The organism is Sphingobacterium sp. CZ-UAM (assembly GCF_002000245.1).
Taxonomy (GTDB): domain Bacteria; phylum Bacteroidota; class Bacteroidia; order Sphingobacteriales; family Sphingobacteriaceae; genus Sphingobacterium.
This window is the reverse complement of record NZ_MTCM01000002.1, coordinates 604,201-617,120: the sequence shown is the minus strand read 5'-3', so window position 1 is coordinate 617,120 and position 12,920 is coordinate 604,201. Positions and strand designations below refer to the sequence as shown.

General features: G+C 40.6%; 12 protein-coding genes. 1 reads left to right on the top strand and 11 read right to left on the bottom strand.

Annotated elements, in window-relative coordinates:
- From BWD42_RS12650 to BWD42_RS12610, 9 genes are all read right to left on the bottom strand, one after another.
- The gene (locus BWD42_RS12650) at positions 1-282 is read right to left on the bottom strand and encodes a helix-turn-helix domain-containing protein (RefSeq protein WP_077436743.1); all 282 of its coding nucleotides are present in this window, start codon (positions 280-282) and stop codon (positions 1-3) included.
- Between the two features lie 257 nt (positions 283-539).
- The gene (locus BWD42_RS12645) at positions 540-992 is read right to left on the bottom strand and encodes an Hsp20/alpha crystallin family protein (protein WP_077436742.1); all 453 of its coding nucleotides are present in this window, start codon (positions 990-992) and stop codon (positions 540-542) included.
- Positions 993-1,099: 107 nt separating this feature from the next.
- The gene (locus BWD42_RS12640; RefSeq protein WP_077436741.1) at positions 1,100-1,393 is read right to left on the bottom strand and encodes a hypothetical protein; all 294 of its coding nucleotides are present in this window, start codon (positions 1,391-1,393) and stop codon (positions 1,100-1,102) included.
- Between the two features lie 612 nt (positions 1,394-2,005).
- A complete protein-coding gene (locus tag BWD42_RS12635) occupies positions 2,006-2,344 on the bottom strand; it encodes a hypothetical protein (RefSeq protein ID WP_077436740.1) in 339 nt (112 codons plus the stop codon).
- Positions 2,345-2,354: 10 nt separating this feature from the next.
- Entirely contained in the window at positions 2,355-2,912 is a 558-nt protein-coding gene (locus BWD42_RS12630; protein ID WP_199768592.1) for an RNA polymerase sigma factor, read from the bottom strand.
- Positions 2,913-3,178: 266 nt separating this feature from the next.
- A complete protein-coding gene (locus BWD42_RS12625; RefSeq protein ID WP_077436738.1) occupies positions 3,179-4,159 on the bottom strand; it encodes an FAD:protein FMN transferase in 981 nt (326 codons plus the stop codon).
- Between the two features lie 41 nt (positions 4,160-4,200).
- Complete coding sequence (locus tag BWD42_RS12620) at positions 4,201-6,399, bottom strand: PepSY domain-containing protein (RefSeq protein WP_077436737.1); 2,199 nt, start codon at positions 6,397-6,399, stop codon at positions 4,201-4,203.
- A 6-nt stretch (positions 6,400-6,405) separates the two neighbouring features.
- Positions 6,406-6,891 carry a DUF2271 domain-containing protein gene (locus BWD42_RS12615; protein WP_077436736.1) on the bottom strand — a complete coding sequence of 162 codons (486 nt, stop codon included), beginning with the start codon at positions 6,889-6,891 and terminating at the stop codon, positions 6,406-6,408.
- 4 nt (positions 6,892-6,895) lie between these two features.
- Positions 6,896-8,407 carry an ankyrin repeat domain-containing protein gene (locus BWD42_RS12610; protein WP_077436735.1) on the bottom strand — a complete coding sequence of 504 codons (1,512 nt, stop codon included), beginning with the start codon at positions 8,405-8,407 and terminating at the stop codon, positions 6,896-6,898.
- Positions 8,408-8,715: 308 nt separating this feature from the next.
- Here BWD42_RS12610 and BWD42_RS12605 point away from each other — a divergent pair, with 308 nt between their 5' ends.
- On the top strand, positions 8,716-9,663 hold the full coding sequence (locus BWD42_RS12605) for an alpha/beta fold hydrolase (protein ID WP_077436734.1): 948 nt from the start codon (positions 8,716-8,718) through the stop codon (positions 9,661-9,663).
- 184 nt (positions 9,664-9,847) lie between these two features.
- Here BWD42_RS12605 and BWD42_RS12600 read toward each other — a convergent pair whose 3' ends face one another.
- Both BWD42_RS12600 and BWD42_RS12595 read right to left on the bottom strand, forming a co-directional pair.
- Positions 9,848-10,927: a family 43 glycosylhydrolase gene (locus BWD42_RS12600; RefSeq protein ID WP_077436733.1), complete on the bottom strand. Its 1,080-nt coding sequence runs from the start codon at positions 10,925-10,927 to the stop codon at positions 9,848-9,850.
- 123 nt (positions 10,928-11,050) lie between these two features.
- Complete coding sequence (locus tag BWD42_RS12595) at positions 11,051-12,895, bottom strand: glycoside hydrolase family 2 protein (protein WP_139351144.1); 1,845 nt, start codon at positions 12,893-12,895, stop codon at positions 11,051-11,053.
- Positions 12,896-12,920: the final 25 nt, after the last annotated feature.

Genomic DNA, 12,920 nt, shown 5'->3' with positions numbered 1-12,920 from the left:
CTACAATAAATCTAAATCTTGAAGCTTACGTCCAAAAACGTCATCTGATGCTAATTTCAAGAAATCATCCTGCAAACCTAGGACCCGTAGCACATTAAAATATGCTCCCATTGCGACACTAGCATCACCTTTTTCAACGAGGTATAAAGTAGAGCGAGCAATACCAGCACGTTCAGCCACCTGTACAGCTGTTAGTTTTCTCCTTTTACGAGCAAGTTTAATATTCTCTCCCATTTGTTCCAATAACATCTGGAACTTAGGTAAAACAGATTGCTTTTTCATATAACGTCTGTTATTTCAAACAAAAATAATAAATATGTATGAAATAACGAACATAATTACCTAATACACATTTCACCCTTCCCATTATCTATCTTTCCAAGTACCAAAATCTTTATCAGCTAGAATTTGGAAGAAAACAACTGCAAAAGAAGCTCAAAAAAACATAAAAAAGAAAAGCCTCCAAAAAGAAAAGCCCCCCCTTAGCATTGAAACTATGGGGAGGGCGCGAGCTATAACCGCACTGCAATCCGTCAAACCTAGTCTATAATAACTTCTTGTGGTCTTTTTACCTTGTCAAGGTCCTTGGGAAGAATGACGGTTAGTACACCATCTTCAAAACTGGCATGTACGTTATCTGTAAGCACTTGTTCGCTTAATTGAAACTCACGCTCAAATGCAGTACCCAAATGCTCCTTATAGATATAGGCTGTCGCATCGTTTGTATTTTCTGTACAGGAAATCGTTAAGATTCCTTCATTTATACTCACCTGAAATTGCTCTTTCTTTCGGCCGGCAGCAAATACCTGCACTTCGTAGAACTCAGAATTTTCAGAAATATTTACAGGAACAAATTGCTGTCCCTCTCCGCGCTGTCCTGCTTCGCCTTCAAAAAAATGCTGTTGAAATTTTTCAAAGCGGTCTTTGAAATGTTGACCGCAAAATCTATTTTGATTTGAATGTCCGTTGGAATAATGATCTCTTTTAAACATGTCTTTATTTTTTTAGTAATGAATATTGTGTATTGCGCAATGAGCAGTCCAAGGGACTTCACTATTGCCGCTATTTATGTTATTTGGTTTTCTACCAAGTCCTGCTATTAATATACCGGAACAATTGTTGCATTCTTAACCCGTTGTTGTTTGTGTAAAGGAACGATTGCACTATTCGTCCTCGAAGCACTGTACATTCCGGGATGGTCCGGAGCCTTGTCCATTTTAAATGAACGCATTTCTCTCCTGCGCATTTTGGACATTGCAAAGCTTCCTATTCCGAATAAGATCGTTGCAACCAACAACAGCTTAAAGATCGCTCCCATAATCAAGCTGGCTAAACCCACTATTACCGTCAATGCGATCAAGCGGGGTAATATAAATCGAATTTTATTTTTCATTTTTTCTTTAATTAAATTGTTCTTCAAAACCAAAATCTGTCAATCCACTTATTGGTAATCCTATTCGATATACTTTTTTCGTTGTCAATTTCTCAACCCATATAATTGTTGTATATCGCTAGTAACAGATCATCGCGTCCTGTCATTCCCTTTACAGTGTTTCTTCAGCTCTTGGCATAAAAAAAGGCGCCTTTATAGAAGAAGACGCCTGTATCAGGTTTTTACTTTATTTTTTTTAAAAAATTTCTGATTTAAAAATAGTTTTGCATAAATGTTTACCATCCTTTTCCGACTCTGCACAAATTTAAGGGGTATGAAACGTCCGTCTCTTTGAAGATTTGTACGTTAAAAAATGAGGATTTTTTTTTGCTATCATCGTTATACAAGCAATACCTAAGGAAATGAATTTTGAAAAATTAGCTTTCTGTATACAACAAACCAACGAGCTTTTACAACAAAATGCTGTAAAAGCTGTAAACATACATATCACATTAAGAAATTGGCTTACGGGGTTTTATCACACCTACCCTCAGATTTTTGGGTTGATAACCCAAGAATTTAAAACAATAGCTACTTAAAATGAAGTGGTAATCACATATTTTTACTTTTTTTTCAGAATCCGCATCGTCCACTGAAACGACGTTTCCATTCCTCACGCAAACGCTCCCTTTCCTCCTCTGAAAGATCTTCATGGCGGCCCATATCAGGGGGAAAATTTTTGCGGAACCCGCCTCTTCCCGGCTTACCAAACCCACGTCCAAATAGAATACGTGATAGCACAAACAGTCCAAACGCCTGCCAATACGTGATTGCCTTCAAACTGAAAATATCACACATCAATGTATTCCACAGATATTGCAACAAGGCTACCAGCAAGAAAACTCCAATGATAATAGCAACAAACACAAAAGCAAATTTACCTTTTCCCTGTCTTCTCATTCTTCTATTCATAGCTATATTTTTAAAATTTTAATTCTTCATACAAGTTCCGCAAACGTAAACGCAGATGTTTTACAGCATAGCCCTTTCTGCTTATGATCGTTTTCAGATTTTCATTTTCCATGTCGGCAATCTCCTGCAAGGTTTTATCTTCAATTTCATTGAGCATAAAAACCCGACGTTGTTTTTCGGGCAATTCTTCGAGGGCTTTCATCAATTCATCCCAAAAAATGTCTTTGAATAATTTAAGTTCAGGATTGTTCGAATCATCGGCCAGTAGAAACTGACGTATCGGAAAGGCTGTATCAACTTCCTCTCCATCCGCCATTAAATCATCAAGTGACTCATCTTTCTTTTTTCGATAACTATCCGTAATCTTGTTTCGCGTAACAGCATACAACCATGCCCCAGCATTTTCCAGTTCGTCCATATTGGTCAAACGACTGAATTGATACCAGACTTCCTGCAAGATATCCTCGGCATCTTCCGTCTTTTTGACCTTTCCTTTTACAAAACGCAGCAATTGACTCCCATAGGTCTTGACGATGTCTGTAAATGATCTGGAGTTTTTTTCTGCCATATGATTTTGGTATGCAATGTCCATAATTACATAGACGAACCAACAACGCTTTTACTCTAAATTATTTGCATCTGCCTAATTTTTTATTCATGAATCAATTTTCTCCTTAAGGCCTTCATGCTACTTATGGCGGTTGCATCTGTAATGCAGCTATCTGATTTATTCATCTGTTGTAAGTTTTAAACCACATTCATGGGTCGTTCGGTTCATCCAGCGTAAAGAAATCATGCTGGTTACATAAACATACAGGTTGTTGTTTAATAGGATTACTTGCGTTTATCCCGGACAACCTTTCCTTTGTCTGTAATAAAGATAAAACGATATTTTGGGAAATTACGGATTAATTTCTTTCCTTCTTTTTCCCCCAGCACCATAATGGAAGTGCTCAGTGCATTAGCTATTTCTGCCGACGGTCCATAGATTGTTACCGAAGTCAGTCCCGTAGCTGGATATCCGGTGATGGGATTAATAATATGGGAATAACGTTTTCCATTGATTTCGGCATATTTTTCATAGCTGCCTGAGGTAGCGACAGCCATTTCATTCAAGCGAAGAACCCGAACCATCTGATGTGATTTGAAGGGGTTATTCACCCCAATCTTCCAGGGGTCACCATCTGGTTGGCTACCCCAGGTAGATAGATCCCCGGAAGCATTGACGATTCCAGCAGTGATTCCACGGGCTTTCATGATTTCCCTTCCCCGATCGGCGGCATAGCCCTTCCCGATCGAGCCAAAGCCAATTTTCATGCCCGGAAGTTCCAAGAAAATAGTCGAAGCAGCACTATCCAAAACAATATGTTTATAGCCAACTTTGGCAACCGAATTCCGGATCGCATCGGCAGAAGGCATTGTATCCATACTGCCATCAAACTTCCATATTTTATCTAAAGCGACAATGCTAATATCAAAGGCTCCTTCTGAATTCCGGCTATATTGAATTGCCCTTTTGGTCAGGTCAAATACTTCGCGGTCAACTTGAACAGGTTTAATCCCTGCATTGCGGTTGACCTCCGAAATCTGCGTATATGGACGCCACTCCGAAATCAGGTTTTCGATACGTTCAATCTCTGCAATGACTTCGACAATATGCTGGTTAGCCTGTACGCTATCCTGATCAACCAGGGTGATCTCAAAAACAGAGCCCATAAGGGTCACCTGTTTTTTTAGCAATACCTGTGAAAAACCGTTAGCGACGGCTATCAACCAAAATATTGAAATCAGTAGATACTGCTTATAATAATTCATCACACATTGTCAAAATAAATGATAGCATAAGATCGTCGTGTTTAATAACAATCTGTCAGGATCTGACCATTTTCTTTGTAGATGCTGATCGATTTACCTGTACTTACCAGCAGTATCTCGTTTAAGGTTGCTTCGACATCCTGTTGCATTCGGAGTGAACCACACAATAAGATACAGCCCTGTTGTTCGAGCAATTCAACAAAGTACGTACCATCCTGACGGATCAGATCCATCACATACTGCCCCTGCTGTTCCCGTGAAAAAGCCAGCTGTACATCGTTCAGTTGTCCCAGTTTTTTTTGTTCATCGGTAAATTCCAAATATTGTGCCGTCATCTCATTGTTCTTGCGGAAGCCTGCATAGAGTTTGACAGGTATTTTATGCTGATTTTCTGCAATCATACCCAAAAACGGTGCAATACCGGTTCCATTTGCAATCAAGGCCACAGCAGGTGCTGCCTTTGGAAAATGAAAACTTGGATTGGCCATGACACGTGCCTCCAGAACCTGATCAGCTTTTAGTTGGTATAGAAATCCCGAGCCAAAACCATCAGGAAATAGCTTGACGACCAATTGAACCATTCCATCTTTGCATCCAATGGAATAGAAACGTTCCCGTTGATCCTGCGCCGGATAGATGGCCAACAAATCTCCGGACTGTACTTTCATTTTTCCAAGTGGTTTCAATAAAAGTGTAAAGGTGCTGTTGCTCTCTGAAACAGTTGATCTGGCCATCACTTTAAATTTCTTCAATCCAACAACTTTGGAACTGTATATCGCTGGAGCAGAAGCCAAGGCAATATTGGTATGTTCACTCCAATGATGTACCCATGAAATCAGATCATCAACACTTTTGTCATTTACCGTATGTGGGTCTATCAGTCGGGAGGCCCATGCTTGCTCACTGAGCAACTTGTCTATCGCATACGCATAAGCACAAAAATCAGGGTATGCTTTCGATCCAAAACCGAGAACAGAGAAATTAATCAACTGCTGCTGTGGATAGGCCAACAGCTTTTTCTCAAACTGAGTCGCATTGGAAGGCGCTGTTCCCAGACCGTAGGTGGACGTAAACAGCAAAAGATGTTTTGCTTTTGGAAAATACTGATAGTGGTTCATGCCAAGCAAAAGTGATTTTTTACCGTCCGCCAACAGCTGTTTGTGAATCTGATTGGCAAAAAACAAGGTACTTCCATTTTCAGTACCTACCAGAATAACAATTTCGGCATCGGCTGCCTTATACTTATTCCTGATCTTTGTTCGCGTACGTTTGAAGGTAATGACAAAACCTGTATAAATAAAAAACACAATATTCAATGATGCAAGCCCCAAAATGATGGCCCATATCATATTGGTTTTACCGGTGTGAAGATCGAGTGAAAATTGCTCTGCAAGTGCAGTAAAGGGATACTTGACTTCTTTATGTACGGCACCGTTCAATTGATTTACTGTCAACTCACGGTCTTTCAGTTTGAGGACATAATATTCGTCAGGATCTCCTTCCATAAAAGGAAACTCCACCTTCACGACATCGTTAAGCTTCGTTTTTTTGAAGATCGAAAAATCCGCTATCGTCCGTTCCTCGGTCTCATTTTCTTTCACTGGATATTCAACCGTTTGGTTTGTCTTCTTCAACAGTTCGATTCGGACCATAAATAAATAGGTCCCCGTCAAAGCCAAAATTAAAATGGGTATCAGAAACAAGCGCCCTGAAACAACATGAAAATATTGTGCGAAGAAATCCCGATTGATCTTGGCAAAGAAATGTCGAACGCCTTGTTGACGTTTGATAATCAGCACCAAACCTGAAATTGTAATCAAAAATAGTAGAAAAGAAGCGATGCCAATAATAATTCGGCCTGTCACCTTTAAGAATAGGGAACGATGCAGGGCCGTAGTCCATTGAACAAACTGTGTTTTGTTCTTTTGCGCACCCAGATATTTGCCGGTTTGCGGGTCAATATATCCTTTTACAGTATTTCCCTCAGCATCTATGGCATCAATGCTCACAAATTCATTGTGGTCAACCGAAATTTCAATAATTTCGGGATAAACCTTTCGCAGACCAGTAATAGTCTGCGAAAGATTCAAAGAATCTATATTTTCTATTCGATAGGGTGGTATTTTTTCATTGACGGCGTCAATGGCTAAAATTACTCCGGTGACCGATAATAATAGTAAAAAAACAGAAGAAACAAGAGCTAAGGCTAAATGTGCATACCTCCAGACAGATACCAACATTTTTTCTTATTGTACTTTATTTAATTTGACAAGCTTAATGTATCCCTTACCATTTGCTTTTTCAGTGATAGCCTCTTTTGTTAATGGGATTTCTACATCTGCAGTATGATATTTCTGTTCTTCGACAGCGGATTCAAAGCGAAGTTTATACCCTTTGTTGAATTTAGACTCATCTATTTCCAATGTACGCATCGCACGGTCACCTCCACCAACGGAAGCACCGGTCACTGCACTCAGCTTTTCTTTGGTTTTAGCCTGAAATTTATACCATTCTTTCAATGTATTATACCATTGTTTATCCGGCCCCAATACAGCAAGTGTTTTTTCGTATGCTCCCTTCGGGTTTATGAGTGAAATAACAACATAAGCTCCCTCCCCTTGATAAGCATTCATTTGGATCATACATTTATACTTACCCGTTTGGGCAAATGTGCTAACAGAAATTGCAGAAAACAAAAGTGTGATTAGCGCGATCTTAATTATAGTATTCATCTTATTATTTTAAAAAGTCCAACTGTACATTTCCTTTTGACAAAAAGTCATTTTCTTTTGCCAAATCGTATGCGGTTTCATCAAATTCGGTTTTCAGTTCTTTTTTTGCGCCCAAAGCAAGCAGTGTTTTCAATAAAGAATCGTTTTTGGCAATCAAAGCGGCTTTATGTAATGCAGTAGTGCCCTCTTTATCCTGAGCATTGATATCTACTCCCAGTTCACTTGCTTTCTGAATGAGGTTTGTGCTTTCTTTAGCAACGGCAAGATGATAGAGTGTGCTACCGTTTTTCTGTGGTGCGACCACATCCAGTCCACCCGCTTTAAGCACAGCTAATTTTTCTTTAAAATCATCTACCTGTGGGCTATTAGATTGCGTAGCCTGTTGCGGACGTCCACCCTGCGGAGCCTCCCTAAAAGAATTGAACCAGTAAACAGCTAAGTTGTTACCATCCTTGTCCAATAATTTGGCATCCGCACCGTTTTTAATCAAGAGTGCTGCGATCTCAGCTGTACCATTACCCACCGCCTTGGTCATTGCAGATTCACCTTTTTCATTCACAGCATTCACATTCTTTGCTTTGGAAAGTAGCAATTCCACTAATTTTACGTCTTTGCCATTCGCCGCAACCATAAGCGCTGTATTGCCTTCATTATCCGCTTTTGCAACATCAACTCCCTTATTTAAAAAGTAATCGATCACCGCCATATCTGGACGGCGTACAAGCGCATGTAATAAAGTCGCACCGTCTTTATTGATATATTTAGGGTCCAATTTAAGTTTCTCCACCAAATAGGTATAAGTCTCCAGTCCATTTGATGCTTGTCTAGATCCTTGTGTAGCAAAAAACAAGGCATTATTTGTCGGTTTTACACCACGGGCGATAAATTTTTCGACCAACGGCATGTTACCTAATTTCGCTGCATAATCCGTAACGACACGGCCGTACTCATCTTTATCTTGAATAGAAAGTCCCTTCTTGATAAAGTAATCAGTCAATGCAAGATCTTTATCCGCAGAAGCCGCCAGCATCATTAACGTAGCTCCACCTTCATATTTTTGTTTTGGGTCTACTCCAGCTTTAAATAAAGCATCATAAACAGCAGTATTGGTATTTCCTGTCGACGCAGCATAGGCAATGATCGGGTAGCCATGGCTATCTTGGTAGTTGACATCTGAACCTTTTGCAATGAGATAATCCACCAACTCAACATTACCACTTGAAGCAGCCCAGTGTAGATAGCTCCGGCTATGGTGTGTTTTCTTCGTTACACTGTTCCCTTCCTGTTCAATCATGAATTTGACAACATCTGTCGGAGCTCCATTTAGGATTGCCATCGTTACGGGATCAAAAGATGCCGCATTGGGTTGTGAAGGGCTATTTCCTTTTGTAATTTCCTCCTTAACGGTAGCCAAAGTAGGTTTACCTTTCCAAAACTCACCATTCATCAATGAGTTTGTTTGTGCTTGGGCATAAGATGCCGCTAAAAGTAAAGCTGCTAAAAGTGTCTTTTTCATTAGAACGTATTTTTTATTGATAATGAAGTCATCGTGAACGATCGCTATTCTTGCTAGCTGTTTGTGAATATCGTATGGCTCTTGCTAACCTCAGCTGAATACAAATATTAAACCGAAGAACTAATTGCTTATTTAAATTAATTCTAAATTACTGCAAATCTAAAAAATATTCTGATACTAAAAAATTAATACGGACTAAATTTGCTCATTATACCCCTCTTTAGAATTTTTTATCCAAACCCCACAAGCCCGGCTTGCAAATCCAACAAAATTATCTTAGTTTACACTAATACTAAGGAAGCGGCATAATGAATACGGTATCGTCCAATCTTTTTCCAATAAATTCTTTTGAAGGTAAACCAGCCCATAAACTCTTCTACACTATATTTAAACCTGTGAACCAAAAGGTATTAGCGACAATATTGATTGTTCATGGCATGCAGGAACATAGTGGCCGGTATCAAATGCTTGCCAATCATCTGGCTGACCGTGGTTTTGCTGTACTCAGCTATGATCAGTTGGGACATGGGAAGACGGCCGTTAATACAGATGGATTAGGGTATTTTCAACAATCTGATCCAGCGGAACAATTGGTACAGGATGCCTTAACAATGAGCTCTGTCTTGCAACAAGGCTATCCCGATCAACCCCATTTTATCTTAGGACATTCAATGGGATCTTTTGTTACCCGTTGTGCTTTACAACAGGCAGGAGATCGTTTTAAAGGGGCAATAATCATTGGTACGGGCGCACGGCAAAAAGGATCCACCGCTTTTCGTATGCTATTGGCTGTGCTCAACTCCTTTGCACCTAAAAAACGAAGCCGATTGATTAACAGCATATTTGATCAGCGTAATAATGCCGGATTTAAAAATGAACCCAATCAAAATAATAGCAATTGGCTGAGTGTCAACAAAGCCAACCGCATTGCTTTTATCGAAGATCCTTTATGTGGTGGTTTATTTACAAACAATGGATTTTATACCGTATTGAGTTTATCGCTACGCGCGACAGATAAAGAACTCACAAAACGCATTCCGAAAGGTTTACCGCTATTATTTATTAGTGGACAAGATGACCCCATCGGAGACTTCGGGAAGGGAGTGGAAGATACTGCCGCCCAATTACGTATGCAGGGACAGGCCGATATTACTGTAAAACTGTACGAAGGCATGCGTCACGAAATACTCAACGAAGATTGCAAGGAAGAAGTCTTTCAGTTCATTGATCATTGGCTTGACGAGCATTTAAGCTAATCGTCGACCAAAGTATCTGCGTATTGGTCCATCGACATATTTTAGCAGCAAATACGAAAAAATAATCAGGTTAACAATATCCTTGCATTTGATTCAGCATGTATATTTTCTGAGGGAAACTGCAATGGGGACGAAGTCTTTGCCCAATTACGGTTATAAGGTTAATCAACTATTACTTTAAGATCTATTTAAATATCGGAGCCTTTTTCGCGATGACACTGCTTGTCTCGCCTTCAATCATCGGCCAATCTTCTTTCCAAATTACCTGATCCAATAATAGCATGCGACGATTACCCCCTGTTGAAACGCGTGGTCGTTTAGGGTCCATAGCATGATACAGCAACCAGTCATTCCCCTTATCATCGGTTATAATCCTGGAGGTATGCCCTGTCCCAACAAACTTATCATTTCCCTTGAGCAATAAGGTTCCATTTCCTCTCTGGCCTAAATCACGGCCTTCCCGATCCAAATAAGGTCCCGTTAATTGTTTCGATCGGCCAACGAGTACGTGGTAACTACTTTTTTCACCTTCGCAACAGGAGCCCTTCGAACCGATAAAGTAATAATAGTTTTTTCTTTTATGGATCACCACAGCTTCAAAATCGCCAGCCGCAACTTTAAATTTCTTATTCAAATCTGGTACTTGCGTTCCATCGTTATCCAGAGGTACTCCATAAGTTCCTTGTGTAGCGGCATCGCTAAAACTTCCCCAGAAGAGGTAGTTATGGTTCTTTTCCCTAAAAAAATAGGGATCGATCGAATTAGGCACATCGATCGATTTACTATCGAACAGTTTGCCCCTATCTATAAATGGACCTTCGGGTTTGTCCGCTACAGCTACTCCGATACCTGGATTAGGATCACCCCAGGTGGAGTACGCATAGTACATTACATATTTTCCATTCAATAATACCACATCAGGTGCCCAGATCCCACCTGCTGGCTTCCAGTTTGGTTTGGCCGAAAATGCTGTCCCGATCCAGGTCCAATGCGCCAAATCTTTGGATTGCAAAATAGAAACTAGACGCTGCCCTTTGCCATCACCCCAGTTGTCCGCTGTTCCATAAGCATAAAATAATTTATTCTGCGGATTACATACCACCGTGGGATCTGCAAGTATCGGTTCAAAAACAGGATTTATGTAGGTTGTCTTCTCTACGGATGCCCCTGTAGTCTTTACAGCTTGTGCACCTGAACCTGAAGAACTTCTGCAGGAGTTCAACAGGCACAGGCACAAAACTCCACTCCAATATTTTAGCAACATTGACTGCAACATTTTATTATTTTTATTTTAACCTGATACTTCCACACATTGTATCCAGAAAATTATTTCTAAGCCGCTACAGTCTCCATTAATGGAATTGATGGAGTACAAGCATTGACTGACTTACTTCGTTGGCGCTTGATATAAGGCCTGATGGGCAGTATTTAATTCCGCTTCGGGCATTTTTACCACCTTACGATCATAAGTCATTAAACCATTGGTCTCCACTTCCACATCTGTCGTCTGTGTATAAACTGCAGCTGACAGTCCCATTGGAATAAGTCGTGTCAGATCACGGATGAGTTGCTTATATCGTTCGAGAAGTTCTTTTTTATTTTTAAAGCTCTGGTAGCCCCAGTTATCTTTTTGCTGCCAGGAATGGCCATCGATCGGCAGCCCCAGTCCACCAAATTCACCCAGTGCCAACACCTGGTTTGCACCAAATATTTTTGGATCCGGCATCGCTGCATCCGGGTAATTGTGTATATCCAGTATATGACCTGTTTCCATAAAATTACCACCACTGGCACTGTTTACCAATCGGGAAGGATCATTGGCCATTGTCCATTCGGTAATCTCCTTTGTCTTAAACTGACCCCAGGCTTCATTAAAAGGTACCCAGATCACAATGCTCGGGTAATTGTGCAGCACGTCCATAATGGTCTTCCATTCTTTTCTGTAGTATCCTTCTGACTCCTGCGAACGTGTTTTATCCCGATTTCCACCTGATATTTTTCCAGGTTGCATATCCCAATGATTTCCTCCCAGGTCACCACTTGGCATATCCTGCCACACAAGCATACCGATACTATCACAATAGCGATACCAGCGTGCAGGCTCAACCTTGATATGCTTACGGATCATATTGAAACCCATTTCCTTTGTCTTGATCACATCAAATTTTAAAGCTTCATCCGTAGGAGCAGTATGCAGGCCATCAGGCCACCAGCCCTGATCAAGTGGCCCATATTGAAAGGTAAACTTGTTGTTCAACAGCATACGCTGTATCCCATTTTCGTCTTTTTCCATTGAAATCTTTCGCATGGCAAAATAGCTTTTTGCCTGATCAATGACCTTACCCTTACGAAGTAACTGAATTTCCAGGTCATAAAGTTTTGGATTACTTGGTGACCAGGCTTCTAAATTGGGGACAGAAAGTTCAAAATCTGCATTTGGTTGGCCCACTTGCTCTTTAATCACTTGCGTTCCATTTAATGCGCGAACTTTAATTTCATCACCCGCTTGACTACCTGCTACTGTGGCCTGAAAAGCAAGTACACCTTCATCTAATTTTGGCGTCTGTTTTGTTTTCACAATGTAAGCCTTCGGTACGCTTTCTAACCATACCGTTTGCCATATCCCTGTAACCGGTGTATACCAGATACCATTGGGACGGTTAACCTGTTTACCGCGTGGTTGTGGCCCATCATCGGTAGGATCCCATACGCGAAGGGCAATTTCCTGCTTGGCTCCTTTTTTGAGATAAGAGGTCACATCCATCGTAAAAGGATCGAAACCACCTTCATGTCTTCCGACCAGTTGATTATTTACGTAGACATCACATTGCCAATCCACCGCGCCAAAATGGAGCAACACATTGTTTTTGTTGACAGACTTGTCCAAGGTAATCGTATTCGTATACCAAAGGGCCTTATCCTTGCCAACTTCTTTACCTACCCCAGAAAGCGCCGATTCTATGGCATAAGGAACCAGGATACTTCCATCCCACTGCTGAGGAATTTCTTTTGTATTTACTGGGGTAATGGCATATTTCCATAAGCCATTTAAATTTTGCCAGTTATTGCTTCTCACCAGCTGTGGTCTTGGGTATTCTGGATGGGGCTTTTCAGCTGTTACTTTTTCACCCCAAGGCGTCAGAATGCGCGAACCAACAGGTTTCCACTCCTGCGCAAAATTCAGTTGAGCAGCCATCATCAGACTGGTAAAAAATAAGGTTTTCTTCATCATAAAAATCGTTATGTCATTTATATCT